Source organism: Campylobacter concisus, from assembly GCF_015229965.1.
GTDB lineage: Bacteria > Campylobacterota > Campylobacteria > Campylobacterales > Campylobacteraceae > Campylobacter_A > Campylobacter_A concisus_BD.
This window is the reverse complement of record NZ_JAAKZB010000006.1, coordinates 11,972-37,793: the sequence shown is the minus strand read 5'-3', so window position 1 is coordinate 37,793 and position 25,822 is coordinate 11,972. Positions and strand designations below refer to the sequence as shown.

At 41.1% G+C, this 25,822-nt stretch carries 35 protein-coding genes; 5 read left to right on the top strand and 30 right to left on the bottom strand.

Translation table 11 applies throughout. The features are described 5' to 3' along the window. Positions 1-421: 421 nt before the first annotated feature. Genes G6W43_RS03990 through G6W43_RS03965 form a run of 6 tightly spaced genes read right to left on the bottom strand, consistent with a single transcriptional unit; the run spans position 422 to position 4,851 of the window. Positions 422-844 carry a Sua5 YciO YrdC YwlC family protein gene (locus tag G6W43_RS03990; protein ID WP_149702094.1) on the bottom strand — a complete coding sequence of 141 codons (423 nt, stop codon included), beginning with the start codon at positions 842-844 and terminating at the stop codon, positions 422-424. Continuing rightward, positions 822-1,724 (bottom strand): DMT family transporter, encoded by a 903-nt coding sequence (locus G6W43_RS03985; RefSeq protein ID WP_149712424.1) that lies wholly within the window; start codon positions 1,722-1,724, stop codon positions 822-824. Before G6W43_RS03985 ends, G6W43_RS03990 begins: the two co-directional genes overlap by 23 nt. A gap of 5 nt (positions 1,725-1,729) precedes the next feature. Continuing rightward, positions 1,730-2,407, bottom strand: a complete 678-nt coding sequence (locus G6W43_RS03980; RefSeq protein WP_194169218.1) for a DUF799 domain-containing protein — start codon at positions 2,405-2,407, stop codon at positions 1,730-1,732. Next, positions 2,397-2,801, bottom strand: coding sequence for a DUF4810 domain-containing protein (locus G6W43_RS03975; protein ID WP_103617331.1), 405 nt, complete (start codon positions 2,799-2,801; stop codon positions 2,397-2,399). The genes G6W43_RS03980 and G6W43_RS03975 overlap by 11 nt, the downstream gene beginning before the upstream one ends. Continuing rightward, entirely contained in the window at positions 2,786-3,454 is a 669-nt protein-coding gene (locus G6W43_RS03970; protein WP_103586454.1) for a CsgG/HfaB family protein, read from the bottom strand. The genes G6W43_RS03975 and G6W43_RS03970 overlap by 16 nt, the downstream gene beginning before the upstream one ends. Before the next feature lie 44 nt (positions 3,455-3,498). Beyond that, positions 3,499-4,851 carry an MATE family efflux transporter gene (locus tag G6W43_RS03965; protein WP_194169217.1) on the bottom strand — a complete coding sequence of 451 codons (1,353 nt, stop codon included), beginning with the start codon at positions 4,849-4,851 and terminating at the stop codon, positions 3,499-3,501. A 151-nt stretch (positions 4,852-5,002) separates the two neighbouring features. Here G6W43_RS03965 and G6W43_RS03960 point away from each other — a divergent pair, with 151 nt between their 5' ends. The 5 genes from G6W43_RS03960 (at position 5,003) to G6W43_RS03940 (ending at position 8,289) form a co-directional block, all read left to right on the top strand. Next, the gene (locus G6W43_RS03960) at positions 5,003-5,782 is read left to right on the top strand and encodes an acyl-CoA dehydratase activase (protein WP_194169216.1); all 780 of its coding nucleotides are present in this window, start codon (positions 5,003-5,005) and stop codon (positions 5,780-5,782) included. Beyond that, complete coding sequence (locus G6W43_RS03955) at positions 5,769-6,926, top strand: double-cubane-cluster-containing anaerobic reductase (protein WP_194169215.1); 1,158 nt, start codon at positions 5,769-5,771, stop codon at positions 6,924-6,926. Before G6W43_RS03960 ends, G6W43_RS03955 begins: the two co-directional genes overlap by 14 nt. Positions 6,927-7,178: 252 nt before the next feature. Further along, the gene (locus G6W43_RS03950) at positions 7,179-7,847 is read left to right on the top strand and encodes a hypothetical protein (protein ID WP_194169214.1); all 669 of its coding nucleotides are present in this window, start codon (positions 7,179-7,181) and stop codon (positions 7,845-7,847) included. 1 nt (position 7,848) lies between these two features. Beyond that, positions 7,849-8,013, top strand: a complete 165-nt coding sequence (locus tag G6W43_RS03945; protein ID WP_194169213.1) for a hypothetical protein — start codon at positions 7,849-7,851, stop codon at positions 8,011-8,013. Between the two features lie 84 nt (positions 8,014-8,097). Further along, positions 8,098-8,289 (top strand): hypothetical protein, encoded by a 192-nt coding sequence (locus G6W43_RS03940; RefSeq protein WP_148824163.1) that lies wholly within the window; start codon positions 8,098-8,100, stop codon positions 8,287-8,289. A 352-nt stretch (positions 8,290-8,641) separates the two neighbouring features. On the opposite strand, the gene G6W43_RS03935 is transcribed toward G6W43_RS03940, so the two are convergent. The 24 genes from G6W43_RS03935 to mqnP all read right to left on the bottom strand — a co-directional run bounded on the left by G6W43_RS03935 (position 8,642) and on the right by mqnP (position 25,807). After that, positions 8,642-9,304 carry a hypothetical protein gene (locus tag G6W43_RS03935; RefSeq protein WP_194169212.1) on the bottom strand — a complete coding sequence of 221 codons (663 nt, stop codon included), beginning with the start codon at positions 9,302-9,304 and terminating at the stop codon, positions 8,642-8,644. After that, positions 9,301-10,638, bottom strand: coding sequence for an amidophosphoribosyltransferase (purF, locus tag G6W43_RS03930; protein ID WP_012001049.1), 1,338 nt, complete (start codon positions 10,636-10,638; stop codon positions 9,301-9,303). The genes G6W43_RS03935 and purF overlap by 4 nt, the downstream gene beginning before the upstream one ends. Before the next feature lie 110 nt (positions 10,639-10,748). Next, positions 10,749-10,916: a hypothetical protein gene (locus G6W43_RS03925; protein ID WP_187422429.1), complete on the bottom strand. Its 168-nt coding sequence runs from the start codon at positions 10,914-10,916 to the stop codon at positions 10,749-10,751. Next, positions 10,909-11,679, bottom strand: coding sequence for a 4-hydroxy-tetrahydrodipicolinate reductase (gene dapB, locus G6W43_RS03920; protein WP_194169211.1), 771 nt, complete (start codon positions 11,677-11,679; stop codon positions 10,909-10,911). The genes G6W43_RS03925 and dapB overlap by 8 nt, the downstream gene beginning before the upstream one ends. 344 nt (positions 11,680-12,023) lie before the next feature. Beyond that, positions 12,024-12,962, bottom strand: a complete 939-nt coding sequence (locus tag G6W43_RS03915; RefSeq protein ID WP_194169210.1) for an NAD(P)/FAD-dependent oxidoreductase — start codon at positions 12,960-12,962, stop codon at positions 12,024-12,026. Between the two features lie 9 nt (positions 12,963-12,971). Further along, entirely contained in the window at positions 12,972-13,418 is a 447-nt protein-coding gene (locus tag G6W43_RS03910) for a hypothetical protein (RefSeq protein ID WP_021083954.1), read from the bottom strand. Further along, positions 13,418-13,732, bottom strand: coding sequence for a thioredoxin (gene trxA, locus G6W43_RS03905; RefSeq protein WP_087586842.1), 315 nt, complete (start codon positions 13,730-13,732; stop codon positions 13,418-13,420). Before trxA ends, G6W43_RS03910 begins: the two co-directional genes overlap by 1 nt. A 72-nt stretch (positions 13,733-13,804) precedes the next feature. Beyond that, positions 13,805-14,146, bottom strand: coding sequence for a YraN family protein (locus G6W43_RS03900; protein ID WP_103570516.1), 342 nt, complete (start codon positions 14,144-14,146; stop codon positions 13,805-13,807). Between the two features lies 1 nt (position 14,147). After that, positions 14,148-15,410, bottom strand: a complete 1,263-nt coding sequence (locus G6W43_RS03895; RefSeq protein WP_103650041.1) for a homoserine dehydrogenase — start codon at positions 15,408-15,410, stop codon at positions 14,148-14,150. Then, the gene (locus G6W43_RS03890; RefSeq protein WP_194169209.1) at positions 15,407-16,615 is read right to left on the bottom strand and encodes an LL-diaminopimelate aminotransferase; all 1,209 of its coding nucleotides are present in this window, start codon (positions 16,613-16,615) and stop codon (positions 15,407-15,409) included. Before G6W43_RS03890 ends, G6W43_RS03895 begins: the two co-directional genes overlap by 4 nt. A 9-nt stretch (positions 16,616-16,624) precedes the next feature. Then, on the bottom strand, positions 16,625-17,407 hold the full coding sequence (locus G6W43_RS03885; protein ID WP_194169208.1) for a hypothetical protein: 783 nt from the start codon (positions 17,405-17,407) through the stop codon (positions 16,625-16,627). Then, positions 17,401-18,342, bottom strand: coding sequence for a phosphatidylglycerophosphate synthase (locus G6W43_RS03880; protein ID WP_103646061.1), 942 nt, complete (start codon positions 18,340-18,342; stop codon positions 17,401-17,403). The genes G6W43_RS03885 and G6W43_RS03880 overlap by 7 nt, the downstream gene beginning before the upstream one ends. After that, positions 18,335-19,015: a 23S rRNA (guanosine(2251)-2'-O)-methyltransferase RlmB gene (gene rlmB / locus G6W43_RS03875; RefSeq protein WP_194169207.1), complete on the bottom strand. Its 681-nt coding sequence runs from the start codon at positions 19,013-19,015 to the stop codon at positions 18,335-18,337. Before rlmB ends, G6W43_RS03880 begins: the two co-directional genes overlap by 8 nt. Positions 19,016-19,115: 100 nt before the next feature. Further along, positions 19,116-19,931, bottom strand: coding sequence for a 16S rRNA (cytidine(1402)-2'-O)-methyltransferase (rsmI, locus tag G6W43_RS03870; RefSeq protein ID WP_194169206.1), 816 nt, complete (start codon positions 19,929-19,931; stop codon positions 19,116-19,118). A 3-nt stretch (positions 19,932-19,934) separates the two neighbouring features. Then, positions 19,935-20,135 (bottom strand): 50S ribosomal protein L31, encoded by a 201-nt coding sequence (gene rpmE, locus G6W43_RS03865; RefSeq protein ID WP_009295018.1) that lies wholly within the window; start codon positions 20,133-20,135, stop codon positions 19,935-19,937. An 81-nt stretch (positions 20,136-20,216) separates the two neighbouring features. Then, positions 20,217-20,873, bottom strand: a complete 657-nt coding sequence (locus tag G6W43_RS03860) for a 16S rRNA (uracil(1498)-N(3))-methyltransferase (RefSeq protein ID WP_194169205.1) — start codon at positions 20,871-20,873, stop codon at positions 20,217-20,219. Then, the gene (locus tag G6W43_RS03855) at positions 20,874-21,275 is read right to left on the bottom strand and encodes a hypothetical protein (RefSeq protein ID WP_194169204.1); all 402 of its coding nucleotides are present in this window, start codon (positions 21,273-21,275) and stop codon (positions 20,874-20,876) included. Continuing rightward, a complete protein-coding gene (locus G6W43_RS03850; protein WP_194169203.1) occupies positions 21,272-21,475 on the bottom strand; it encodes a hypothetical protein in 204 nt (67 codons plus the stop codon). Before G6W43_RS03850 ends, G6W43_RS03855 begins: the two co-directional genes overlap by 4 nt. After that, entirely contained in the window at positions 21,475-22,056 is a 582-nt protein-coding gene (locus tag G6W43_RS03845; RefSeq protein ID WP_194169202.1) for a 6-pyruvoyl trahydropterin synthase family protein, read from the bottom strand. The genes G6W43_RS03850 and G6W43_RS03845 overlap by 1 nt, the downstream gene beginning before the upstream one ends. Further along, positions 22,056-22,811 carry a 7-carboxy-7-deazaguanine synthase QueE gene (locus G6W43_RS03840; RefSeq protein WP_194169201.1) on the bottom strand — a complete coding sequence of 252 codons (756 nt, stop codon included), beginning with the start codon at positions 22,809-22,811 and terminating at the stop codon, positions 22,056-22,058. Before G6W43_RS03840 ends, G6W43_RS03845 begins: the two co-directional genes overlap by 1 nt. Further along, positions 22,811-23,779: a GTP 3',8-cyclase MoaA gene (gene moaA, locus G6W43_RS03835; RefSeq protein ID WP_194169200.1), complete on the bottom strand. Its 969-nt coding sequence runs from the start codon at positions 23,777-23,779 to the stop codon at positions 22,811-22,813. The genes G6W43_RS03840 and moaA overlap by 1 nt, the downstream gene beginning before the upstream one ends. Before the next feature lie 133 nt (positions 23,780-23,912). Next, complete coding sequence (locus G6W43_RS03830) at positions 23,913-24,419, bottom strand: DUF6115 domain-containing protein (RefSeq protein WP_004318037.1); 507 nt, start codon at positions 24,417-24,419, stop codon at positions 23,913-23,915. A 9-nt stretch (positions 24,420-24,428) separates the two neighbouring features. Beyond that, complete coding sequence (locus G6W43_RS03825) at positions 24,429-24,950, bottom strand: hypothetical protein (RefSeq protein ID WP_194169199.1); 522 nt, start codon at positions 24,948-24,950, stop codon at positions 24,429-24,431. Next, positions 24,947-25,807, bottom strand: coding sequence for a menaquinone biosynthesis prenyltransferase MqnP (gene mqnP / locus G6W43_RS03820; protein ID WP_021085628.1), 861 nt, complete (start codon positions 25,805-25,807; stop codon positions 24,947-24,949). The genes G6W43_RS03825 and mqnP overlap by 4 nt, the downstream gene beginning before the upstream one ends. Between the last annotated feature and the right edge of the window lie 15 nt (positions 25,808-25,822).

Here is a 25,822-nt window from a genome sequence, read left to right as displayed (position 1 = left end):
AGTGGTATTGCGTCGAATGGCTACTTTATCCGCACAAATGAGCTAAATTTAATGAAATTTAGTCCTTTCTTGCTCTAAATTTGTCAATTTATGCGAGTTGGCGGAGCCTGAATGACTTAAATTTGGTCTTAGTTGGCAACTTTAGATATTGGCGAAAATTTATATCAGCCAGTGCTTGGCTAAAGCATCTGGCAGGCTTTAAATTTCAAAAAATATAGTCTGGAGCGAGGTTCATAGCAAGTGAAGGGCTAAATTTAGTTTGGACATTTGTAAATTTATCTAATTAGTAGATTAAATTTAGACCTTGTCTAAAAAACTAGCTTTTAAAACTGCTCTTGCAGGCTGTGAAATTTAGCAAATTTATCACCTCAAACAACAACAAAAACTACCTAAATTTAAAAAGTGCAGGGAGCAAATTTAACTAACGGATCTTTTTTAGTTTTGACTTTGAAATTTTATAAATTTTTGATGGCGTATCTTCAAAAAATCGTTCATCAACAACTTCATCAGCCACGCTTCTAGCCCAAACTTCGTCAAATTTCATGCCATTTTTGTTTGCGCTACTTGAGTAAAGCCAGTCAAATTTGCTTAAAAATTTCTCATGTTCGCACTCTTTTACGACCCTGATCGCCTTTAAATTTGGATATAAAAATGTCGTCTTTCTTGAGCGGCGGATGAAATTTTTATACTTTTTTGGCGCTCTAGCAAGCTCACGTAAAACGCTAAATTTAGCCGTCGTGATAAGGCAGGGTTTGCCCTCACTTCGCATTTTGACGTGATTTATCTCCTTGTAGTCCTTGCTTAAAAAGCCGGCCGTCGTGTCAGTTTGCGCTAGGTATATCATCTCTCTTCTTTGAAAGTAAAAATATGCATGATATGATGAGAGCAAAGCCTAAAAAGTCCCAAAAGACGAACTTCGTCCCAAGCCAAAAGTAGCCAAAAAACGCGGCACTTAGTGGCTCTATGCAGGCTATCATGCTGGCCTTTGAGGCGCCTATGAGCTTAACTCCAGTCATATAAAAGCTAAATGCAAATATCGTGCCAAGCGTGATGACGGCGAGAAATGCCAGCCACTGCGCCGTGCCACTAAGCCCTGCAAACTCCCACACTCTCATATAAAGGCAAAGCACCACGCCACCTATAACCATGCCCCAGCCAAGCGTGAGCGTGACTGAGTATTTGGCATTTAGCCTTGCGGGAGCTAGGTTATAAACGCAGACGCAAACAGCGCTTACTAAGCACCAAAATAGCGCTTTTGGTGAGATGACAAGGGCTGAAATTTGCGCATGAGTAGCAAGAAAAAAGACGCCAAGCATCGCGCATAGCAGAGCCAAAATTTCAAGCGGTCTTGGCGCTCGCCTCTCTTTTAGGCAGATGATGGCTAGGATGAGAACTGGGGCAGTGTATTGAATAACTGTTGCAACTGCGGCGTTTGAGAGCTCGATCGAGTAAAAGTAAGCATACTGCGTCATCATGAGCCCAAGCAGGGCGTATGTGAGAAGCTCAGCCATCAGTTTTACGTCAGTAACTGGCGCAAAAACGGCTTTTGGAGCCTTAAAGGCGTAGTAGAGCACGATAAAAGCACCAGCTAGCAAGAGTCTATAAGGCACTAGAAAATCAGCGCTAATGCCTTGCGAGAAGAGATACTGCCCGCAAACTCCGCTAAATCCCCAAAGAACGCCACCAACTAGCGTAAGAAGCACTCCAAGTTGATGGCTGGACATTAAATTTATCTATCTTTATGTAGCTGGGTGTCTTTGCCGTAGTAAGGCGAGTACGGCCCATAAAGTATGCAATCGTGGCAGTTTCTAGAAAAGAGGTAGGCATCAGCCCTTACTGCTAGGTCGTATGATCTATCTGAGATGGTGTTTGCCACCTGCGTGATGACGGCTGAGACTAGCATACCAAGTAGGCTGTTTTGCCCGCTGCCGCTATCCTCTGCGGCTTCTGCCTCGCCCTGCCAGAGCGTCGCGCCACTTTTTATATCGACTAGCTTTGCTTCAAGCACTACCTTTGTAGAACTTGAGACCACGACGTAGCTCGTGCCGTAGTCTTTTATGTTTATGTAAATCACACTATCGGCATGAAAAATTTTATCAAGCTTATTTAGTGGCACGGCTGCGATCTCGCTTGGCTCGGTTATGCCATTTTGCTTAAATGTATCATTTACAAGAGCCACTGGAAATACATAGTATCCAGCCTCGCTAAGTGGGGCTACTGAGTTAGCTAGAACGGCTGCTGAGCCGCTTACTTCGGTGCTATCGTTTGTTGGCATGAGCACTAGGATGGAGCGTGGCTTTTTTTGCAAAAAGGCTGAGTAGTCGTATGGCTCAGGCTCTTTGAAAGAACAACCCGCAAAAAACAGCGCAAGAAGCGTCACAGCTATAAATTTCAGGCTATTTTTCATTTTTTGCTCCCTCTTTTTTGCTCTGCTTTTTTGGGGTTAAATTTTTAGAGCCTTTGATGAAATTTATAAATTCTTTTGACTCTGGGAAATTTTGCACCTCTTTGTCAAAATTTGCATTTGCAGCGCCTAAATTTCCGTTACTTAAGTATAAAAGTCCAAGGTGTGCGTATAGCCCTGGCGCAACCTTGTAGCCCCTTTGGGTTGAGTTTTGCACTAAATTTTCTAAGCGTGAAATTTGCTCGGTTGCGTCGCCATCTTCGTTTAGATAGCTATATAGCGAGCTGCTATATGTGCCGTCCCAGTAGTAAAGCGACCTTGGGCCACTTGCGTTGCTGCACCCTGCTAGCACAAGTGCAAGAGCGCCAAGGCAGGCAAGCCCTATTTTACTTGCCATGCTCCGCTTTCTATGCCATTTACTAGGTTATTTACCGCTTCAACTATCGCTAGGCTTAGCACCTTGCCATTTAGCGTAGAGTCGTATCCTGCGGTGCCGCCAAAGCCGATGATCTCTCTGTTTGAAAGGGTGTATTCGCCAGCGCCGCTAACAGAATATACAACCTCAGCCGTTTTGGTATCGACAACGTTTAAATTTACCTTTGAGTAGGCGGTTTGCTTTTTGCCTTTGCCAAGTATGCCAAATAGCTGGTGATCGCCTGTTGTCTTGCGGCCAAACTCAGTCACATCGCCAGTTATCACATATCTTGAGCCTTTTAAATTTTGAGCCTCTTTGCTTAGCTCGCTCTCTTGTTTGAGGACTGACATATTTGATCTCTCAAGCACCGAAAATCTACCGCTTTGCTGTAAATTTGTAATTAGGATGCTTTGAGCTTGGTTGCCAAGTCTATCTTCGCCGTCGCTAAAGGCGCCATTTTGATAGGCTGATTGGTTATTAAAGCGGCCAATAGAAACTGAGACCTTTTTGCCGTTATAAACTGAGCCGTAGCTTGCTACTTTTGGAGTTTCTACCACTCTTGAGCTTTCACTTGCACACCCTGCAAAAAGCGCTGCGATCACTAGAGCTGCACTAAATTTTAAAACATTTTTCATCTTTATCCTTTGTGACAAAATCGTTTGTATATTACTACTTTTTTTTAAATGGCTCGAAATTTCATCCACGTGCCATTTGCATATCTGCGCACAAAGAGCACCGCCTTTACTGCCCAGTCGGCAAACATCGCAAACCAAGTGCCTATCATGCCAAGATCAAATGTAAGCGCAAAGATATAAGCTAGCACGATCCTGCAGGCAAACATGCAGGCTAAATTTACTATCATTGGGTATTTTGCGTCCCCAGCAGCACGAAAAACGGTCGGATAGGTGTAGGCAAGCGGCCAGATAAGGCACATCGCGATGCCGTGATACCAGACGATCTGCCTTGTTAAATTTATGGCCTCGCTTGAGAGATTATAAACGCGAAGTAGTGGCTCAAGAAGCAGTAACACGGCAACCGTGCTAAAAAGCTGCACGATGTAGATGCTTAGCATTGATTTTCTTACGTAAAATTTAGCCTGATTGAAGTCATTTGCGCCGATACATCTAGCCACGACGACGCTTAGGCCTGTGCCTATCGCCATGCCAGGGAGCACCTGAAACATCACGATCGTCCCGCCTACGGCATTTGCAGCGATGCTTGCCGTGCCAAAGAGCGAAACAAGGCTCAAAACGATGATGCGACCCACGTAAAACATCGAATTTTCAAAGCCATAAGGCACGCCAATATTTAAAATTTTCTTGATGATCTCGTAGTCAAATTTATAGACAAGGCTCTTTCTTATGTGAAGTTTTAGCTTGATATCAAGTAGCAGATAGACGATGACAAAGCAAGCGATCGCTCTTGCTATGAGCGTGCTAATGGCGATGCCAAGCACCCCTGTGTGAAATGTGTAGATGCTAATGGCAGTTAGCAGCACATTTAGTAAATTTGCAGCCGCCATGATATACATAGGTAGCTTTGCGTTTGACATCGTGCGAAAGATCGCCGCAGCTGCTGCATAGAGGGCTAAAAATGGCGCTGAAATGGCGGAGAAAACGAGATAGTGGCTAGCATCATGCCTCACTTGTTCGCCGATATCGCCAAAGACTTTGTCTAAGATGAGGTCTTTTAAAATGATGATGGCAAGGGCTATAAATATTGCAAAAATTAGGCTAAACCAAACTAGCTGATCGGCGGTATTTCTGGCGTTGCCACTTTGTTTGCTGCCTAGATACTGGCTAGCTACCACCGAGCCACCAGTGGCTATGGCGGTAAATATGCTAATAAATAGCGCCATGACAAACTCCACAAGGCTTACCGCACTCACCGCACTTTCGCTAACGCTTGCTGCCATTAGCGAGTTTGCAAGGCCTAGGCTATACTCTAAAAACTGCTCTACGGCGATAGGGAAAAAGAGCCTTGCAAGGTCGGCATTTGAGAAAAATCTCTGCTCGTTTGTCAAATTTTTCAAATTTCATCCCCTTTGTAAAGTGTGGGTAAATTATAAATTTTAAAAGGTGAAAAGGCTATAAATTTTGGGTCTTATTTATTGACAAATTTGTCTTAAAGTGAGTAAAATCACGCCAGTTCTAAGTTTTAGAAAGACCTTTTTTGGATACAAAATGCACTCAATCGGTATTGATATAGGCTCAACTTCTGCAAAAGTCGCGATCATAGAGGCAAATAGCGGCGAGATAAAGGAGCTATTTTTACTCCCAACTGGCTGGAGCAGCGCAGATACGGCTATGCTTATAAAAGAGCGAGTTTTAGCTTTAGGCCTTGGCGAGCTATATTTTACAGCGACAGGCTATGGCAGAGTCTCGGTGCCATACGCTGATAAAACCCTTACAGAGATCACCTGTCACGCGCTTGGGGCGCACTACTTTTGCAAAAGCGACTGCACAGTTATCGACGTGGGCGGACAAGATACGAAGGCTATCAAGCTTGAAAATGGCTCGGTGACGGACTTTACGATGAATGATAAATGCTCAGCCGGCACTGGTAAATTTCTTGAAGTGATGTCAAACCGCCTTGGAGTTAGGTTTGATGAGCTTACACGCCTTGCTAAAAATAGCGACAAAGATATATCCATAAGCTCGATGTGCACGGTCTTTGCGGAGTCTGAGATCATAAGCCTCATCGCTCAAAACGTCTCACGAGAAAATATCGCAAAAGCGGTGATCATCTCAGCTATAAATAAAATTTCAAATTTGGTCAAAAAACAGGCAAATACGAGCTATTTTCTAAGCGGCGGCTTTAGTAAGAGTGAGTATGTGAGAGAAAATTTAGAAGTGTGCTTGCAAGCTAAAGTCAGCACGCACAAAGATGCGATCTACTGCGGTGCGATAGGCGCTAGCCTTGCAGGGATAAGAAATTTAAGGAGAGAAAATGGCGATAAATGAGAGTATGAGTTTGAGCGAAATTTTCGCTACCTATGATGGCGCTAAGAAAAATTTAGCCCAAAACGTCAAAGCAGTCAAAAATAGTGGCCAAAAGATCGCTGCTATCTTTTGCACCTATACGCCAAGAGAGATCATCCACGCGGCAAACGCTTATAGCGTGAGTGTCTGCGCGACTGGCGATAACGCGGTCGTTGAGGGCGAAAAGTACCTGCCTAAAAACCTCTGTCCGCTCATAAAAGCAAGCTATGGCTTTGCTAAGGCAAACAAGTGCCCATTTGTGCGAAACTCTGATATCGTTATCGGCGAGACGACGTGCGACGGCAAGAAAAAGATGTATGAGCTAATGGGCGAATTTAAAGATGTGCACGTCATGCATTTGCCGCATTTCAAGAGCCAAAAGAGCTTAGAAATTTGGCAAGATGAGGTCAGGGAGCTAAAGGAGCGCTTGGAGGCTAAATTTGGCGTGAGCGTAAGCGATGAGGAGCTTAGAAACTCTATCAGGTTATTTAACAAAGAGCGCGAGCTAATGGGAGAAATTCAAAATTTCATGAAACTAACGCCACCACCGATGAACGGCAAAGAGCTGCACGCACTGCTATATGGAAATGGCTTTATATTTGATAAAAATGAGCAGATAAGCGACCTTGAGATCATCGTTGAGAAGCTAAAAGGATGCGTGAGAGATAAAATTTCACCCGTGCATAAGGATGCTAAGCGCATCATCATCACAGGCTGTCCAAGTGGCGGGGTCTATGATAAGATCGTGCCAGCCATAGAGGAGGCAGGCGGCGTCGTGGTAGCTTACGAAAACTGCACTGGGACTAAAAATTTTAGCAACCTTGTCGATGAAAATGACGATCCAGTGAGCGCCATAGCAAAACGCTACATGGCGATACCTTGCTCGATCATGTCGCCAAATAAAGAGAGAGAAAATGTGCTGCAAGAGATGATAAAAGAGTACAAGGCGGACGGCGTGATCGACGTTGTGCTGCAAGCCTGTCACACCTACAACGTAGAAACTGCTAATATAAAAAGGGCGTGCAACGACGTAGATACGCCTTATATGGCGCTTGAGACGGACTTTTCGACGAGCGACGCTGGGCAGATCAAGACAAGACTCGAGGCATTTATAGAGATGCTTTAGGATAAATTTGGCGTCTGGCTTTTTGAGGCGAGCGCTAAATTTAAAAGAGTAGGGGGCTAAATTTAGATTTAAATTTAAAGTGGCTGACTTGAAATGGTGAAATTTACTAAATTTACAAGTCAGCAGTTCCCGATTAAATTAATAAGAGAAAAACCGCTTAAGTTTAATTGAGCCATTTATAATTTTAAAAAAGTATTGATCTGAGCCAAATTTAAATATATAATTAAGAAAATTTAAAAGAGGAGTGGTTATATGCAAAGCAAAATCATGAAAATAGTCCTGGCGTGGATCGGTGCATTTTTTTGCGCGTGGCTATTTGGTAATCACATGCTTGATGTGTCTTTAATTCCACCACCATTTTTTTTCTTTGTGGCACTTTTATATACAGCAGTTACTTTTGCAAAAGACAAAGAGGATTCCCGTGGCAATAAAGTAAGTATATTTGAAAGTATATTTGTAAAATTAAGTTGCTTGTGGGTAGGGATATTTTTATATTTGGTTTTTTTTGGCTCAAATACTAAATTCTTTTTGTTACTTACTATTTTCTATATAGGCTTGATATATGCGCCACTTATACTTTGGGGATATAAATATTTGGGTGGCACTGAAAAAGAAAGAGCCGAAAAAATTCTTAGAAAGCTTTCGACTATCACATATTTATTCTTTATATTACCTTTCTTTTTCGCTCTGTATCCAGATCATGTCAATGGCATTATAGAGCATTGGGATGTTAGGTTTTATCAGGGAGTTTTAGTTGGTATCATTTTTTATTTTCTTGCAAAATTTGCTCTATATCAATGGTATGATGGGGTTTTATTGGAGATGACAACCGACCCTACGGCAAATTATATGGCAATATTTTTTGGCATATATTTTTTTATTGTTTCCTTTTTTATAGTGATAATTCACGCATTAGATTAACATGCTCGAACTAAAAACCCACGATGAATTTTTTGAGTTTAGCCACAACTCAGTCCATAAGCTTCTAGTGCCTAAAGAGATAATATCTCAGCTGGAAGCTGATTTTGTAGCGATAGGCAACTTCTCTGAGATGGTCAAAGATCCATATATACTTTTTGCCTTGTAGCACGATCAGATGGATAAAATGTATTATAAAAAATGTTTCTTTTTGCTACAATAGTTTTTATTGTGAAACCAGAAAGGTATAAAAATGCTTGATAGATTGCGATTTATTATAAAACAAAAAAAAGATAGAATGGCTAGAAACATACCATTTCTTTTTGAAGAACTAAAAGAAGACGAAAATGCATTGCTTCGGCTATATGGATTACCAATTACTAGACTAGATATTGTCATTGCTATTATTGGTATTTATTTGCTTTTTTCTTATGGTTTTAAATAAGCCAAAAAATAATAATAAAAATAACTCCTTGGATATTTTTTATATATTACTTTGTGGCTAAAAATAAAGACCAATATCTTTTATTGGTCTTTAAAAATTTATTGATTTTTCTTTTTATTGACGCTCAATAAGGTATAATAGCCACCATGCAGAAGCATCTTTATAAATATATCTCATGTGTTGATAGTCATAAAGAACAGAATTCCACTTTTTATCACCATTTTTCATTTTGTATTTTCTCTATCGCCGCCAAATAAGCTCCATACTGAAGCACTACCCCCCCCGTACTTAAAATAAATTTTAAAAGGGTTATTAGCTCGTGAAAAATATAAATTTAGTGTCTAAGTGCCTGCTAAAATGTGCAGAGTATGTCAAGCAGTCTGCCAAGCTTTTGCATATCGTTTAAGAAAAGCTGGTTTGATTTTTGTGTAAATTCTTTTGCTTCTTCTAGGATTTTAGGCTCAGATATGTTGTAAGTAAACTCCTTTTTTAGGATCTTTGCGCCCTTTTTATAAACAAATTTTGCATCAATTAAACTTGCAAAAAAGCTATCATCTCTTAAGTAGTAGTTGGTGGCCGCATTTACAAAAACTGGCTTTTGAGCCAAAAACTCACCACAAACGCCATTTGTTGATCTAAATTTAACACTCTCAACCACATCAGGCCTTATCTCATAAAACCTTATTTCGCTAGATTTTTTAAGAGCCAAAACGTCACTAGCTTTGTTTAAATTTATAGAGGAGCTATCTGCTTCTATGACGTTTATAACGCCATTTACGAGAGAATAAGCACTTGTCGTTTTGTTTTGATCAAGAAAATTTACCATGCCAAAAAATGGCACGCTGGCATTTTTATCAGCCAAATTTGGCATGCTTTTTATTAGTAGCTGCTGCTTTTCGCCATTTAGCTCAAAGTAGCTCACCATAATAGAAATTTCATCTTTTTTACTAGGTGTCTTTTGCGAGCAGCCTGCAAAAAAAAGTGCTGCAAGCAGCAAAACTACTAAATTTCTCATTTTATGAAGTAATCGCCATCAAAGCTTACAAGCGAGTATTTTCTCTCATTGCCGATGCTCTCTTTAAGCTCATCGATGCTTAAAAACTCTAGGCTATCGGCTCCGATGTACTCTCTGACCTCTTCGACGCTTTTTTTGGCGCTTATTAGCTCCTCAAAGCTTGGTGTGTCGATGCCGTATCGCTCAGGATACTTTAGCTCAGGGCACGCAACTCTGAAGTGAATTTCTTTCGCTCCTGCGTGTCTTAAGAGATCGACCACCTTTTTAGAAGTGGTGCCACGAACGATGCTATCGTCGATCACTACGATGCTTTTACCAGCTAGCACGCTTGACATTGGGTTTAGTTTTAGCTTGACCTTTAAATTTCTCATCTCTTGGCTTGGCTCGATAAAGGTCCTGCCCACATAGTGATTTCTGGTGATGGCTAGCTCAAATGGAATTTTGCTCTCGTTTGCATATCCAAGCGCTGCTGGCACGCCGCTATCTGGCACAGGCACGACAAAGTCAGCTTTTACCTTGCTCTTTCTAGCTAGCACCTCGCCCATCTTTTTTCTCACTTCATAGACGCTTTTGCCCTCTATGACGCTATCTGGGCGCGCAAAGTAGATGTATTCAAAGGCGCAAATTCTAGGATCTGGCTCGAAGATTTGCAAGCTTTGAAACTCGCTCTTGCCGTGCTCAAAAACTATCATCTCACCAGGTCTAACATCTCTTATAAATGTCGCTCCCACAAGGTCAAACGCACAAGTCTCGCTAGCTACGATATATCCGCCGTCCTTTAGCCTGCCAAGGCTTAGCGGCCTAACTCCCCAGCGGTCTCTGATGGCAAAAGTCTTGTGGCGTGACTGCACGAGCAAGCAGTAAGCACCTTTTATCTTGTCAAGTGCTGCGATGATGCGATCTTGTAGGTGTTCGTCGTGGTTTCTTGCGATGAGGTGGATGATGTTTTCGGTGTCCATATTTGTCTGAAATATCGCGCCATCTTTGATGAGCTCGTCTCTAACCTCGTCTTTATTGACCAAATTTCCGTTATGAACGATCGAGATTTGACCTAGGGCGTAGTTGGCAGCTATTGGCTGGGCGTCACGGCCTGAGTTTTTGCCAGCTGTCGCGTAGCGGTTGTGACCGATCGCCATGTCGCCTTTTAGAGAGCTCAAGATCTCCTCATTAAAGACATCAGTGACTAGGCCGTTGCCCTTGTGAGTAGAAATTTCTCCGTCGTTACAGACGCTGATGCCACTTGCCTCTTGACCGCGGTGTTGCATAGAAAATAACGCATAATACGCCGTTTTCGCCGCATCTTTAGAATTTATGATACCTACTATCGCACACATCTTTTATCCTCTTTTCATCTTTTTAAATTTCATCTTTGTAGTTAAATTTCATAGCCAACGCTAAGCACTTTTTATAAGTGTTTGTTGTCTAATGGCTAGCACATTCGCCGTTATTTGCACCATTTATAACAATCCACATCCACTAAAATTAAATTCCATAATCTCAAATAAAACTCACCAGCTCTTAAATTTTGGCGATTTTCGCGCTCTGGCAGGTAGAATTTATCGCCAAATTCTAGCTTGTAGCTCTGCGCGTCATCAAGACTAAATTTAATCATCAAGCCCCAAACTATCATCTATTGAGTAAAGACCGCTGCTTTGATCTTTTAGCCAGATGGCAGCCTTGATCGCACCTTTTGAAAAGGTCGCTCTACTAGTTGCGGTGTGGTTTAACTCGATAAATTCGCCGTCATTGTAAAAGCCAACCGTGTGACGACCGACCACGTCGCCACCACGAAGCGCCATAACTGCGATCTCATCCTTGCTTCTTGCGCCCACCATGCCAGCTCGTCCAGTTACTAAAACATCTTTTAAATTTAGATCCCTTGCCTCTGCCACACAGCCTGCTAAAGTCATCGCAGTGCCACTTGGAGCGTCCTTTTTATATCTGTGATGCTGCTCGACGATCTCTATATCAAATTCTCTTAAAACTTTCGAAGCTATCCTTGCTATGCGGTTTAACACTGCTACGCCTAGACTCATGTTTGTTGCGTAGAGTATTGGCATAGCACCTGATGCTAGATGAAGCAAGTTTCTCTCATCGTCGTTTAGCCCAGTCGTGCCGATGACTAGTGGTTTTGGGTTGGTCCTAGCATAGTTTAGCAGTGCTACGGTCGCCTCTTTTTGGCTAAAGTCGATGATGACGTCGCACTCTTCAAAAAATTTAGCAAAGTCATTTGTCAAAAGTTCGCTACTTAAATTTTCAACCTCATTTTTTTGGCTAAACGCGACGCTTAAAATGGCATTTTTCTCATCTTTTAAACAAGAGATGATACTTTGAGCCATCTTGCCGCTAGCGCCGTAAAGTCCTATTTTTACCAAAATTTATCCTTTGATTTTTGGTTGAAATTTAACATAAAATTTATTATAGAGAGATTACGAAATGGCTTTTGAAAAAGAGCTGTCTGAGGCTAGAATTTAATTAAAAATTATCATTGTGGTAACTGCTGCGAGCAGAAAAATGGGTATTAATTATATTAGAGCGCACTTTTTGTCTATTTTATGCAAAAGAGGTTATGTTCTACCCTAGAGTTATTTTATTAATGCAATTTTTGAAAAAAGTGTTCTGATTAGCCTAAAAACCAAGCATTTTTTAAATATAAATTTGACTAAAAGGTTTATTTTGAAAAAGAAATTTAGCCAAAAAATTTGGCTAAATTTGAGTATTAATGTAAGCTTTCTATGTAGCTCATAGCGCTAAGTGCAGCCACTGCGCCATCACCTGCAGCTACGATGACTTGCTTTGGAGCATCCTCTCTGATGTCGCCTGCTACAAAGAGCCCTTTTAGGCTAGTTTGCATCTTGAGATTTGTCTTGACCTGTCCGCCATCACCCATTTCGCAGATAAATTTGCCGTTTTCATCTTTTAAAATTCCGTTATTTACATTTAGTCCGACAAATGTGAAAATGCCTGGCACATCAAGCACGCGCTCGCCATTTTTGGTATCAAGCACGATCTTTGTTAGACCCATCTTATCGCCAAGCGCCTCTTTTACAGTCGCACTTGTTATAAACTCGATCTTCTCATTTTTTCTAGCTTTTTCAACGGTTGTTGGCGCTGCTCTAAACTCGTCACGTCTATGCACAAGATAAACTTTTGAGCAGATATTTGCTAGATAAAGTGCCTCTTCAACAGCTGTGTCGCCACCACCAAGAACGGCTACCTCTTTGTTTTTGTAAAAGAAGCCATCGCATGTCGCGCATGTGCTAACGCCTTTGCCAAAGAACTCGTCCTCGCCTTTAAAGCCAGCACGTCTTGGGGTTGAGCCAGTCGCTACGATGACAGCTTTTGCCTGCTCGCTCTTGCCGCCTTCAAGTAAAATTTCAAAGCTGCCGTCACCATTTTTTCTAACGCCAACGACGTTTGCCCACTTGTGAACTAGTCCAAACGCACTGCACTGCTTCCACCAAGTGCTCATAAAGTCAAAGCCGCTCTCGCCAGGGGCTTTTTGACCTGGGTAGTTTTCTATCTCTGAGCTCGAGGTGATCTGACCGCCAGGCTCGCCTTTTTCAAACATTACAACATTTTTTAGTCCGCCTCTAGTGGCGTAAAGTCCGGCGCTTAGTCCTGCTGGACCGCCTCCGATGATCGCTAAATCAAGCATAAATTTCCTTTATTCTAAAACATTTATGGACGAATTTTGTTTGTAAATTTCGCCCCTTTGATGAACTATCTCAACACTACTTGGAAGCTTCGTGATGCTTAAATTTCGCATCAGCTCTAGGACTGTATTTATATCTGAGCTTATATATTTTAGTGTTGAGTTTGACTCATATCTTTTTTGAAAGATATCGATCGCCACAACTGTTTCATTTTTGGTTGGTAAAATTTCGTCTAATTTTGATTGATTTGAACTGAAGATTAAAAGCGTGTATTTTGGCTCTTTTGGAGTGAAAATTTCGCTTTTTTCGTAAAAAACTAGCTTCGCAAAATCAACAAATTTATATTGTGAAAAACGATAGTTGCTATACGCAAATGCAGCCGCTATCATAGCTGCACCAAAAAATGAACCAAATATATAGGTAAGAGGAAGCAGACTTCCTCTTCTTTTTTCGCCCATTAAAGAAGCGAATTTAGTTTGTCAGTTAGGGCTTGTTTTGACTGCGCACCGACCATTTGCTCAACTAGCTCGCCATTTTTGAAAAATAGCAATGTTGGGATCGATCTGATGCCAAACTCAACTGCAAGATCTTGCACTTCATCAGTATTTACCTTGCAAATTTTCGCTCTGCCCTCGAAGTCTTCAGCAAGCTCTTCGATCACTGGAGCTAGCATACGGCAAGGTCCGCACCATGGAGCCCAGAAATCTACTAGAGCAACGCCTTCTTTTGTTACATCAAAATTTTCTTTTGTGAGTTCGATGTATTTTCCCATTTGTTCTCCTTATTTTAAGATGTGGCAATTATACAAAATCAAATTTAAATTTTAGATAAATAATAAATTTTATTATAAACTAATATTTTCTATCAGCTCAAAATTTTCATTTTTAACAACAAGCAGATCAAGCTGATAGTCCCTGTTTGGCTCATTTTTCATCATATAAAAATTTATTGTTTTTAAAATTTTCATATATTTTGCCTTGTTTAGCCTATACTCCGCTTCGTATTCTCCGCTAGTTGCTTTTACTTCAATAAAATGCAAAATTTTATCACTACTTAGTGCGATGATGTCGATCTCGCCAAATTTAGAGTGAAAATTTCTCTCTAAAATGACAAAACCAAGCTCACGCAAAAACTCGCAAGCCCTATCTTCAGAGCTCTTACCAAAGAGATACTCTTTTAGCCCCAAGCTACTCCTCGATCCTCATCATAAATGGCTCTTCTTTTATATACTCTTGCTCTTTTAAAAGCTCTATCGTTCGCTTCGCATCGGCCTCTAAGCTCGTGTGTGTCGTGAAAAATAGCACGGCATACTCGCTCTCATCTTTTGGCTTTTGCAGCAAGCTGTCGATTGAAAGGTTGTTTTCGCTCATCAAATTTGTTATCTTTGCTAGCACGCCCATTTTGTCTTCGACTTTTAGCCTAAAGTAATACTTCGTCTTTATCCTGTCGCGGTCAAGTAGCTCTAAGGTGTTTAGCTCAAATGGCGCTTTGTATCCAAGCATCGGCGACTTGCTATCTCTTGCGATATCGATGAGATCGCTGATGACTGCACTTGCTGTTGCGTCGCCGCCAGCTCCTGGGCCATAGTACATAGTCTCGCCAACGACCTCGCCAACGACGCTGATCGCATTTGTCACGCCGCTTGCCTTTGCTATCATTTTGTTTTGTGGCACAAGCGCTGGATGCACGCGTAGTTCGACCTTGCCCTCACTTTTTTTGGCGATAGCTAGAAGCTTGATCGAGTATTCAAAATCTTTTGCGAAAAATATATCTTCTGGAGTGATGCCTTGTATCCCTTCTATCAAGATATCCTCTGGATCGCCGTGCACGCCATAAGCGATGCTTGCTAGGATGAGAAGCTTGTGAGCTGTGTCAAAGCCACCCACGTCAAAGGTAGGGTCAGCCTCAGCATATCCAAGCTCCTGCGCCTTTTTAAGTGCGTCTTTAAAATTTGAGCCCTCATTCATCATCGAGGTTAGGATGTAGTTGCTTGTGCCATTTAGTATGCCATTTATGCTTAAGATGTGGTTGGCGCTAAGCCCTTCTCTTAAAGCTCTAATGATCGGTATGCCACCAGCCACGCTTGCTTCAAAGCCAAATGGCGTGTTTTTGGCTAAATTTTGCAAAGCATATCTATGATAGGCAAGAAGCGCCTTGTTTGCGGTGACGACCGCTTTTTTGCGTTTTAAAATTTCGCTCACAACTCTAAAAGGCTCTTCAACGCCGCCCATAAGCTCGACAAAAACGTCGATATCATCGCGGTTTATGACGCTATTTATATCATCAGTCAAAGGGATGTCAGCATCTCTTTTTTTATTTAAATTTCTAACCACGCCGATGACTGGCACTATCTCCTCGCCACATCTTGCTGCGATTAGCTTTTTGTTTTTTAGTAAAATTTTTGCGACCGACTCGCCAACGGTTCCAACGCCTAATATCGCTACATTCATTCAAATTCTTTCAAATATTTTTTTACATTTCTTGCTGCTTGCCTTATCCTATTTTCATTTTCGATAAGAGCTAGGCGCACATAGTCGTTTCCGCCCTCGCCAAAACCAATGCCTGGGCTAACGGCGACTGATGCCTTTGTAAGAAGCTGCTTTGAAAACTCAAGGCTGCCTAAGTGGCTAGCTTTTGGTGGCAGTTTCGCCCAGATAAACATGCTGGCATTTGGCTTTTTAAGCTCCCAACCAGCCTGAGTGAAGGCCTCTATCATCACATCTCTTCTTTTTTCATAAATTTGGCGTATCTCTTCAACGCAGCTTTGATCGCCGTCAAGCGCTACTGTGGCTGATACTTGTATCGGCGTAAACATGCCGTAATCAACCCATGATTTTATCTTTTTAAGAGCCGCGCAAAGCCTTTTGTTTCCGCACATGAAGCCAACTCTCCAGCCAGCCATGTTGTAGCTTTTTGAAAGAGTGTAGCACTCGACTGCAACGTCTTTTGCCCCATCTACTTCAAAGATGCTTGGCGTTTTGTAGCCATCAAATGTAAGATCTGCGTAGGCGATATCTGAGATGATGTAAAATCTCTCTTGCTTTGCAACGCTTACAAGGCGCTCGTAAAAGCTCTTTTGCACGGTAACGGTCGTTGGATTGTGCGGGAAATTTACAACTACATATTTTGGCCTTGGCGAGCTTGCGTGTATCGTCTGGGTTAAATTTTCAAAAAATTTATTCTCGTCAAGCTCAAATTTATCGTTGTAGTGAAGTGGCATCTTTGCGACACTTCCGCCAGCAAATAAAAACGCTTGCGTGTGTATCGGATATGCAGGGTCAGGCACGATAGCCACGTCGCCTGGGTTTATCACGGCTTGAGCAAGATGCACAAAGCCCTCTTTGCTACCCATGGTGGCAACTGCTTCAGTTTCTGGGTCTAAATTTACGCCATATTTTCTCTTATACCAGTTGCAAATGGCAAGGCGGAGTTTGTAAATTCCAGCGCTGGCTGAGTAGCCGTGAGTCTTGTCTTTTTGTGCGCTTTCGCATAGTTTATCGACGATATGTTGCGGTGTTCTGCCCTCTGGGTTGCCCATAGAAAAGTCAATGATGTCCTCGCCAGCTCTGCGTGCTGCCATTTTTATAGCATTTACTTCGGCAAAAACGTAGTTTGGCAAACGCTCAATTGTATTAAATCTTATCTCATCAAACACTGTTTGCTCCTATTTTATAAGCTTGATAATTATCTCGTTTTTAATATTAGTTATGTCGTTATTGTCGCTAATTAACGCATATTTTGCGTCGTTAGCTAAATTTATGGTGTAGTTAGTTTTTATCTCGTTTTCTCTTTTTAGATCGATTTGGTTTAAGTTTTTATCATAAATTCTAACAAGTGGTACCCATTTGTTTGGCTCGTTTGAGATGATATTTAGGCTGCTTGCACCTGCTACATCTACGATATAGACGCCGCCACTTTTTACAAGCGGGGTCTCTTCGTTAAAATTTACTTTTGAGGCATTTAGGCTCATATTTTTAGCGTCCAAATAAAGCGCTAAATTTCCATCAACTCTATCAAATCCCATGATCTTAAAGCCACTTTTACTAAGCGTGAAATTTAGCAAATTTGGATCTATGCCACCACTTTTTAGAGCTAAAATCCCATAAGAAATTTCATTGCCATTTTTTAGAGAATTTACCCTTGCCACGCTTATGTTTGCATCTTCAAGAGCTAAATTTATCGATTTTACAAATAGTGCTGAGTGGACTTTTTGCGTGCTTATAAATTTTAAATTTAAGCTATTTGAGCTAAAAGAGAGTGCATCGTAGTTTGAGCTTTGCTTTAGCCTTGAGACTAGCTCGCCAACGTTTAGCGAGCCGTTAGTGTCTAAATTTTCTAAAGAAATTTGCAGATCTTTTCCGCTACTTAGTGCGTTTGCGCTACTATTTAGATCAAAAGCGTATGAAAAAACGCTAAAAAGAAGAAATATGGCTAGTTTTTTTACCAAGATTTGCCCTTATTCATCTCGACAAACTCGTCATAAGTTAAAAATTTCATATCGCCATTTTCTACTAAAAATCTAGCTGGACGACTTGGGTTATACTTCGTCACTTTATCACCGATCTTAAGCTCGATGTTGCCATTTCCGCAAACGACTAGCTGTCTTTGGTCTAAATTTATATTGACACTTTTGCTTGTATCGCTTGATGTTTTTTGGCCATTTTCAAGGTTGATGATGCCTATCCAAACGCGTTGTTTTGGCGTGATGATCGCCTCATTTAGCGGTTTTGTCACGTTTTGCTCTACTTTTGGAGCTGGCTGGGCTGCCATGCTAGGTTTTAGGGCATTTTGATCAACGCTAGCAGGACTTACAGTCACGTTTTGCTCAGCTGGAGCTGAAATTTTCACGCTTGAAGCGTTTGCATCGATCTTTGGAGTGTTTTGAGAGATCGTTACGTTTGTGTCGATTATACTTTTCTTCACTTCATTTACGATGCTTGATTGCGAGTAGCTCACGCTCGTGTTGTCTTCATTTAAGCTTGCTATGAAATTTTGGACGTATTTGTAAGCGTCAAAGTAGTAAGCGCCGCCAGCGATGATAGCTAAAATGATGATCCAGAAGAAAAATCCAGCCCCGCCACCGCTACTTTGCCTTTGGATCGAGACATCCTCAGGTGTGTAAGAAGAAATTTTTGGGCTAACTTTTGTTTTTTTGCTCTCATCGGGCATGTTTTCTTGCATAAATGCGTCGTATTCAGCAAGAAGTTCGCTAAGATCGACGCCGTACTCACGCTGTAAAATTTTGGCATAGCCTCTCATGTTTAAGCGTGATAATTTTTCAAAATTTTTGTCAAAAATGTATTGTAAAAATGTGGGTTCAATGTGCGTTTTACGCGAAATTTCCTTTATGCCTATCTCTTTTAAATTTTCTAGTTCATTCATCTATCATCCTATCACAAATTATCGCAAAAGCTGCACTTACATTTAGGGAGTCCCAGCCGTCTTTTAGCTTGATACCGACGCACTCATCGCACTTTGCTAGAGCTTTTTGCGGTATGCCTTCGCCCTCTGAGCCCATCACCAAAGCCCTTTTGCCAGCAAATTTCATCTCTTTTATATTTTTGCCGTTGCTTGCCGTCGCATAGAGCTTAAAACCACACTGTTTTAGCTCATTTAGCAGGCTAAGTCCGTCTTCAAAGATCGCTATTGGTATCTCGTAGGCAGCACCGCTACTTGACCTTAAAACGCCTTGCATATTTACACTTTTTGTAACAATAACTAGTCCTTCGCAGCCTAGAGCATAGGCACTTCTAGCGATGGCTCCGATGTTTCCGACGTCGCTTATGCCATAAAGCACGGCGATGAAATTTAGCTTTTTTAGCTCGCTAATGTTTGAAAACTCAAACTCACTAACGCTTGCTAAAAAGCCTTGATGGTTGCCGCCATGCGCCATAGACTGAGCTTTTTGATTATCCACGCGGATGATCTTCTTGCCAGTGCCGCAAATTTTTGAGAAGAGTTTTTTATCACACTCTTTTGAGAGATAGATCTCTTCTAGGATCTGCGGGCGCTTGTTCAAAATATGTAAAAATAGCTGTTTTCCGTATATTATCATAGTGGCTTATGGTAGCTAAAATCAAGTAAAATTTAACTTATTTTGCTTCTAAATTTGAGTGAATTTTTGAAACTTTTTGAGGGAATTTGAGCTTTTAAATTTATGCTTTTATGAGCTCGTCGTAGATCTTTTTGACCTCTTCGCCAGTTATTTTGCTAAGCAGTTTTGCCTTTGCTTTTGGGGCTATATCAAGCGAGATGATCTCATCTTTTGTGATGTTTTGAGTGGCTATGTTAGCACTTTTTGAGATGACCACCGCCCACTCGCCGTTTAAATTTGCTTTTTCTAAAATTTGGGCCAAATTTTGAGCCTTATCTTTAAATTTGGTCTCAAATTTCTTGGTGGCCTCTTTTATGGCAAAGATTTCTCTCTCTGGCTCTAAATTTGCGATGCTTTGCACTAAGCTTAATACGCGTTTTGGGCTTTCATAGATCACGGCTGGATAGGCTAAGCTTAGAGCGTTTTGTATAGCTAAAGCCCTCTCTCTGCCAGTATTTGGTAAAAAGCCTAAAAAAACAAACTCTTTATCGCAAAGCCCACTTGCGACTACGCTTAAAAGTGCGGCGTTTGCTCCGCTTAAAATTTCGTATTTGATATCATTTTTTTGAGCGTATCTTACTAGACTAACGCCTGGATCGCTTATGCCTGGCATGCCAGCATCGCTCATATAAGCTATATTTTTACTCCAAATTTCATCACTTAAATTTGCAAAAAAATCATCTTCGTTGTGGGTGTGAAGCGGGATAAAATTTGAGATATTTATATTTGCGTCAAAGCGTTCGTTTAGTAGATTTACAAGGCTTTTGCAAACTCTTGTATCTTCGCAGATAGCTATCTCGCATTCACGCAAAATTTTGATCGCACGAAGCGAGATATCTTCTAAATTTCCTATTGGAGTAGGAACAAAGTAGAGCAAGGCTTATTTTTGAGCGTATTTTTTCTTAAATTTCTCAACACGGCCAGCGCTATCAACTATCTTTTCGCTGCCTGTGAAAAATGGGTGGCACTTGTCACAAATGTCAATTCTGATTTCGCTTTTGTTTGACTTTGTCTTAAAAGTGTTGCCACACGCGCAAGTTACGGTGCAATCTACATACTCTGGATGGATCTCTTTTTTCATCATCTTTCCTTTATTATTTTGGGCTATTTGTTACCTTAAAAGTTGTTGATTATATAAAAACTAATCTAAAAATCAAATAAATCAAGCAAGAAATTTTGCCGCCACTAATATGACTGCGGTCTGCGATCTTAAGATATTTTTTGTATTTAGGCCGTAGATATTTTTAAATTTAGCCGTCTCATCATCGCTAAATCCGCCCTCTGGACCAATTATCAATATCTCATCATCTTTTTTTTCGTTTAAATTTTTACCGCCAAAATTTATGGCCGAGACATTTTTATAAACGCTCATTAGCTCGTCTAAATTTTTGTAAATTTCAAACTCCATTAGCGACGTTCTCCCGCACTGTTCGCATGAAAGTGCGTTTATGTAGTTTAGCTTTTCAAGGTCGATCTTGAAATTTGCCTGAGAAAATTTAGTATAGACAAAGGCGATCTTGCCAACGCCAAGCTCATTTAAAAATGGCAGTGCCTTTTCGATCGTCTTTGGATCAACGACCGCCCAAGCGATGGTAAAGTCAAATTTATGCTCGCAGTTTAGGCTGGCAAAGACAAGGCTTAAATTTGCACTTCTGCGCTCTATCTCATCAATCTCGTAGATGTACTCTTTGCCGTCACGTAAATTTCTAACACTTATGCGCTCTCCTGCTTCAACCCTTCTAGCTTTTAGGTGCAAAAACGCATCATTTACTATCTTTAAGCGCTCTTCGCCAGCGTTTTTATCATATAAAAATTTCATCTAAATTCCTGCAATAACAATCAAAATAATGTCGCAAATGCCTTTAATAAGGGCAAATTTTTTAAATTTCTCTAGCTCGCCAGCAATGGCGTATCTTTTTAGCCTTTTATATCCAACTGCGCTAAGTGCGATCAGGGCTATCAAGATAAGAAGCATCTTTATGGCGTTAAATTTTAGCTCATAGCTATAATATGCCCACAAAATAAGCCCAGTTAGCACCAAAAAGCTAAGTAGCATATGATAAATAGGCAAAAAATACCTTATGCGAAGCACGTAGTTTTTGCTTCTCACTCCAAACTGAGTAAGCGCTAGATAAAGCACCGCCAAGGCAAGAAGCACATAAAAAAATGTCACGTGAAATGGCAAAGTATAAGCATAAAGCGAGCTTAAATGTTCGTTCATTTCTTCTCTTTAGGAGGCTCGTTTTCTTCGACGACTGGCTCAGGTGGCAGCTGTTCGTCGATAGTTACATTCGCATCAGGCTGAGCTATCGTAACATCACTAGGGACTGGCTCACTAACGTCGCTTTTGGCCTCTTCTTTATCTCCACATCCCAAAAATACGCCAGCTATAAGCAAAGAAGAGGTTATAAATTTTTTCATTAAACGTCCTTTGGATTTTCTATTTTTATCTTATTTATCATCTTTTCAAGCAAATTTTTATCTTCCCACTCGTCCATAATGGCCTCAGAAAATTTGATATCGCTAAGCCTTATCTCGCCCATTTGTGGGTTTGTCGCGTCCTCTTTGAAACACTGCGCATAGCCAGTATCGGTCTCGTGCACGATGACGCTGTGAAGCTTTACTTCGCGCTCGCCGTTGTTCATCACGCTAAGCTCAAGTATCCGCTCGATCATGACAAAAAATATACGGCAAAACTGCTCTGCACTTGGATTTAGCGGGATCTCGATCCACCTTGCAGAGTGCTTTTTAAGGTCGTTTTTGTATTCGTCACTATCGCCTGAAAATATGGTCGTAGCGTGATCAAAGCTATCGATGATCGTCTTTATGTTTTGCTTCATCAGCCCAAAGTCATAGACCATGCCAGCGTTATCTAAGAAATTTGAGCTAAGTAAAATTTCTGCTACGTAGCTGTGTCCGTGGATGCTCGTCCTGCAGCGCTTTGAGCTACAAAATCTCACGATATGCGCATTTTCAAATCTAAAAAGTTTTCTAACAATCATCAAACACCCTCTTTGTCGCCCCAAAGCCTGATGTGGATACGCTCTGAGTAGTTAAATCCATACTTTATGGCAAATTGTGCTGTTTTTAGAGCATTTTTGCTTAGCTCGTCCTCATTTGCGCCCATCGCCATGCACCAAACTGGCAAATTTGCTCTATCTTTTATATATAAAATTTCATCCAGCTCGCTTTTATCAAAGCGCGAGAGGACAAATTTTAAAAAGCTGCTTTTTGCGTTATATTTGATAGCTAAAATGGCATCTAAATTTATGCGTTTTTGCTCGCTAACTCCGCTATTTGCTAGCTTTACGCCAAGTGCAAAATGGCAGTTTTTATAAATTTCAAATTTAGCAAAATCAACCAAGATCGTGCCATTTGTCTCAAAATGCACCTCGTAATTTATAAGCAAATTTCTTACCAAATTTATGAAATTTTCATTTTGATGCCAGATGAGTGGCTCGCCGCCTGTTAAAACGATGATCGGCTTTTGCTCTAAGCCTTTACAAAGCCCATCAACTAGACTTAAAATTTCATCTGTGCTATATCTTTTGTGGTGAAAATGTCCCTTAAAAACGGCTCTTATGCTATCGCATCCCAAAAGCTCTTCGCCTGTTTTTAAAGACCTTGTCTTTACGCCAAAGCCAGAGCAGTTTAGGTTGCAGCCTAAAAAGCGTAAAAATATGGCGAGCCTGCCCTGATAAGCGCCCTCGCCTTGGATGCTTAAAAATGCCTCAACTAATTCTAGCTCTTTGCTCATCAACCACCAGTTTGGTAAAAGGCCCTTGAAGAGGTTTCATTTTCAGCTCCTAGAGCCCATTTGTTCTCTTTTGGCTTGTTAGCTAGCACTTGCCTTAAGATCTCGCTTGCTGCGACGATGTCGCCATTTGCAACTGCTTTTTTGATACTTAGCGCATCTTCAAAGTAAAGACATGGTATCAAAAGCCCCTCAGCACTTAGTCTGATGCGGTTGCAACTCTCGCAAAAGTCGTGTTTGTGAGGGTCTATGATGCCAAATTTATAGCCGTCATCAAGCCTATAAATAGACGCAGGTGCGTTTGGCAATTTTTCATCTTTTGTGACGTTATATTTTTGCGAGATGATATTTAAAATTTCATCGCTTTTTAGTCCTTTTAGATCCTCTTTTGCGTGCGAATTTTCCATATATTCGATAAATCTGATCTGGGAGTTTCTAAATTTAGCAAACTCAAGCAAATTTACTAGCTCATCGTCATTAAAGCCTTTTAGTGCGACGGTGTTTATCTTGACTTTTAGCCCAGCGTCAAGTGCTGCCTCAAAGCCAGCCAAAACCTCGTGTAAGACGCTCTTTTGAGCGATAAATTTAGCCTTTTGCTCATTTAGCGTATCAAGCGACATATTTATGCGCTTTAGGCCAGCGTCTTTTAGCCTTTTGGCAAAGTGTGGCAGCATGAAGCCATTTGTCGTAAGCGCTAGATCGATATCTGGCTTGTAGTCGTTTATCATCTTTATAAAGATGTCCAGATCCTTGCGCACGAGTGGCTCACCGCCTGTGATCCTGATCTTTTTCACACCCTCGTCGATAGCTACCTTTACAAATAAAAATAGCTCTTCAAATGTCAGTAAATTCTCTTTTGGCGTCCAACTAAACGGCGTCGTAGGCATGCAATATCTACATCTAAAATTGCAGCGCTGCGTCACTGAAATTCTTAAATAATCAACAACCCGACCATATTTATCTATTAGCATAAAGCACCTTTTTTAAGCTTGGTTAGAGCTTTTTTAATTTTCAATTATATGTTAAAAGATTTAAATTTAAATAAAAATTTAAGCTAATTTTTGTAGTTTAAGAGTAGTTTTGTCTTTTAAAATTAGCCCAAATTTAGGCTAATTTATGAAATTTAAGCACAAATTCAACTCGCCCCATACCCACGTGAAGATCTTTAGCGATCATGGCTGCGCTTTTGCCATCTTTAAACATCTTTAGGATCTGCTCTTCTTCGTTGATGACGCTTGGGGCGATTTTATTGATATCTCTTGTTCGCTCCTCAAGGTTAAACATCCTATCTTTTTGCTCGTTTGCAAAGTCGTCTATCACTCGCTCGATGCTTTTTATAGCGCGGATTATCGGCACGATTTTTTCATTTATCTGCTCGTTTATCTGCTCTTTTAGCTCATCTTTTACATCTTTTAGCTGCTCGTCATCATCAGGCTTAAAGCTTGCTAGTGCGGCTAGCTGCTTTTTGAGATTGTAGTTTTCTTGTATGGCGCTCTCTATGGCACGCTCATATCTTGTAAATTTCTTATTTGTCTCGCTATCTTTTATAAATATCAAAGCTATTATTATCGCTAAAACGATACCAAAACCTAAAAAAATGTAAATTTCCATATTTTTCCTTTACGAATTTGCCCTAAGCTCTCTTATCATCACACGCTCTCTAGCCGTCACGTAAGCGTTCCAGTCGGCCTCGTCCTCTTCGTGCATGTTCTCTATCTTTGCTAGCCTCTCATCCTGCGCCCTTAGATAAAGGCTCAAATTTCTCTTTGGAAAGATAGGCATCGCGATCCTTGCGTAGTAAATTTCATCTTTTTTAAATTTATCTTCGCTTATTTTTATATGCGTAAAGCCGATCTCATCGATATCTACGCTCTCTTTTAGTGGCAGGTATTGCTTGTGCTCATTTTTTATATAATCACTTAGCGCGTCGATCTTTCTATGAAGCTCGATGACAAGCGTTAGCAAGACTTGGTCGCTCTCTTTGGTTTCGCCGCGTGATTTAGCTCGTTTTAGCCACGCTCCAAGCGCATCTTCGTCGCCTGGCAAGATAGAGTTAAATTCTCTTAAAAATTTCTCATCTCCCGAGCTGTCACACTCATAAACCATGCTAAGAGGCGCTTTAAAAAGCCTTACTTCGCTCATAATACACTTATCCAAACAAAGATGAAAAATAAAATTCCCAAGTAGCCATTTAGCGTGAAAAACGCTCGGTCTATCTTACTAAAGTCGCGCCTTACGATCCTATGCTCGAAAAATAATATCACGCCACTTACCACAATGCCAAAAAACGCCATCGCTCCAAGTCCAGCCGCCCAGGCAAAAAGTAGCCAGAGTATAAAAGCTAAGGCGTGAAAAATAGCTGATAAAAACAGTGTCGCCTTGTCGCCATAAATGGCTGGTATGCTAAAGAGCTTGTTTTCTTGGTCAAATTTTATATCTTGAAGCGAGTAAAGCAGGTCAAAGCCAGCCACCCAAAATGTCACACCAAGGCAAAGTAGCACGCTCCAAAGCGGTATGGCAGCGCTCACTGCGACCACGCCAGCGATGGGAGCAAGCCCAAGACTAAGTCCAAGTACTAAGTGCGCTAGCTCGCTAAATCGCTTAAATAGCGAATATCCGCCAAGCACGGCAAGGATAGGGAAGCTTAGCCAAAATGCGAGCGAATTTACAAAATAAGCGCAGATGATAAAGATAAACGCGTTTGCTGCGATGAAAAGCTGCATATTGCCCTTGCCGATGCGCCCATCGACGCTTGGACGGCTTGCGGTGCGTGGGTTTAGCTTGTCGATGTCCTCGTCTTGGTATCTGTTAAACGCCATAGCGAAATTTCTAGCGCTAACTGCGCAAAGAGTGCCTAAAATAAGCAGTTTAAAGCCAAACCAAGCCGAGCCGTTTTCTATCTTGCTCGCAACTATCATCGCCACAAAGATAAAGGGCAGGGCAAAAACCGAATGCTTAAAAACGATGAGTTCTGCGATATCTTTTAGCTTTTTGATCATATAAATTTCCATGTT

What these genes read in the sequence shown, in the direction of transcription:
- G6W43_RS03990 (WP_149702094.1), bottom strand. Translation starts at nt 844, where the DNA reads ATGATATACCTAGCGCAAACTGACACGACGGCCGGCTTTTTAAGCAAG.
- G6W43_RS03985 (WP_149712424.1), bottom strand. Translation starts at nt 1,724, where the DNA reads ATGTCCAGCCATCAACTTGGAGTGCTTCTTACGCTAGTTGGTGGCGTT.
- G6W43_RS03980 (WP_194169218.1), bottom strand. Translation starts at nt 2,407, where the DNA reads ATGAAAAATAGCCTGAAATTTATAGCTGTGACGCTTCTTGCGCTGTTT.
- G6W43_RS03975 (WP_103617331.1), bottom strand. Translation starts at nt 2,801, where the DNA reads ATGGCAAGTAAAATAGGGCTTGCCTGCCTTGGCGCTCTTGCACTTGTG.
- G6W43_RS03970 (WP_103586454.1), bottom strand. Translation starts at nt 3,454, where the DNA reads ATGAAAAATGTTTTAAAATTTAGTGCAGCTCTAGTGATCGCAGCGCTT.
- G6W43_RS03960 (WP_194169216.1), top strand. Translation starts at nt 5,003, where the DNA reads ATGCACTCAATCGGTATTGATATAGGCTCAACTTCTGCAAAAGTCGCG.
- G6W43_RS03955 (WP_194169215.1), top strand. Translation starts at nt 5,769, where the DNA reads ATGGCGATAAATGAGAGTATGAGTTTGAGCGAAATTTTCGCTACCTAT.
- G6W43_RS03950 (WP_194169214.1), top strand. Translation starts at nt 7,179, where the DNA reads ATGCAAAGCAAAATCATGAAAATAGTCCTGGCGTGGATCGGTGCATTT.
- G6W43_RS03945 (WP_194169213.1), top strand. Translation starts at nt 7,849, where the DNA reads ATGCTCGAACTAAAAACCCACGATGAATTTTTTGAGTTTAGCCACAAC.
- G6W43_RS03940 (WP_148824163.1), top strand. Translation starts at nt 8,098, where the DNA reads ATGCTTGATAGATTGCGATTTATTATAAAACAAAAAAAAGATAGAATG.
- G6W43_RS03935 (WP_194169212.1), bottom strand. Translation starts at nt 9,304, where the DNA reads ATGAGAAATTTAGTAGTTTTGCTGCTTGCAGCACTTTTTTTTGCAGGC.
- purF (WP_012001049.1), bottom strand. Translation starts at nt 10,638, where the DNA reads ATGTGTGCGATAGTAGGTATCATAAATTCTAAAGATGCGGCGAAAACG.
- G6W43_RS03925 (WP_187422429.1), bottom strand. Translation starts at nt 10,916, where the DNA reads ATGATTAAATTTAGTCTTGATGACGCGCAGAGCTACAAGCTAGAATTT.
- G6W43_RS03915 (WP_194169210.1), bottom strand. Translation starts at nt 12,962, where the DNA reads ATGCTTGATTTAGCGATCATCGGAGGCGGTCCAGCAGGACTAAGCGCC.
- G6W43_RS03910 (WP_021083954.1), bottom strand. Translation starts at nt 13,418, where the DNA reads ATGGGCGAAAAAAGAAGAGGAAGTCTGCTTCCTCTTACCTATATATTT.
- trxA (WP_087586842.1), bottom strand. Translation starts at nt 13,732, where the DNA reads ATGGGAAAATACATCGAACTCACAAAAGAAAATTTTGATGTAACAAAA.
- G6W43_RS03895 (WP_103650041.1), bottom strand. Translation starts at nt 15,410, where the DNA reads ATGAATGTAGCGATATTAGGCGTTGGAACCGTTGGCGAGTCGGTCGCA.
- G6W43_RS03880 (WP_103646061.1), bottom strand. Translation starts at nt 18,342, where the DNA reads ATGAATGAACTAGAAAATTTAAAAGAGATAGGCATAAAGGAAATTTCG.
- rlmB (WP_194169207.1), bottom strand. Translation starts at nt 19,015, where the DNA reads ATGATAATATACGGAAAACAGCTATTTTTACATATTTTGAACAAGCGC.
- rpmE (WP_009295018.1), bottom strand. Translation starts at nt 20,135, where the DNA reads ATGAAAAAAGAGATCCATCCAGAGTATGTAGATTGCACCGTAACTTGC.
- G6W43_RS03860 (WP_194169205.1), bottom strand. Translation starts at nt 20,873, where the DNA reads ATGAAATTTTTATATGATAAAAACGCTGGCGAAGAGCGCTTAAAGATA.
- G6W43_RS03855 (WP_194169204.1), bottom strand. Translation starts at nt 21,275, where the DNA reads ATGAACGAACATTTAAGCTCGCTTTATGCTTATACTTTGCCATTTCAC.
- G6W43_RS03850 (WP_194169203.1), bottom strand. Translation starts at nt 21,475, where the DNA reads ATGAAAAAATTTATAACCTCTTCTTTGCTTATAGCTGGCGTATTTTTG.
- G6W43_RS03845 (WP_194169202.1), bottom strand. Translation starts at nt 22,056, where the DNA reads ATGATTGTTAGAAAACTTTTTAGATTTGAAAATGCGCATATCGTGAGA.
- G6W43_RS03840 (WP_194169201.1), bottom strand. Translation starts at nt 22,811, where the DNA reads ATGAGCAAAGAGCTAGAATTAGTTGAGGCATTTTTAAGCATCCAAGGC.
- moaA (WP_194169200.1), bottom strand. Translation starts at nt 23,779, where the DNA reads ATGCTAATAGATAAATATGGTCGGGTTGTTGATTATTTAAGAATTTCA.
- G6W43_RS03830 (WP_004318037.1), bottom strand. Translation starts at nt 24,419, where the DNA reads ATGGAAATTTACATTTTTTTAGGTTTTGGTATCGTTTTAGCGATAATA.
- G6W43_RS03825 (WP_194169199.1), bottom strand. Translation starts at nt 24,950, where the DNA reads ATGAGCGAAGTAAGGCTTTTTAAAGCGCCTCTTAGCATGGTTTATGAG.
- mqnP (WP_021085628.1), bottom strand. Translation starts at nt 25,807, where the DNA reads ATGATCAAAAAGCTAAAAGATATCGCAGAACTCATCGTTTTTAAGCAT.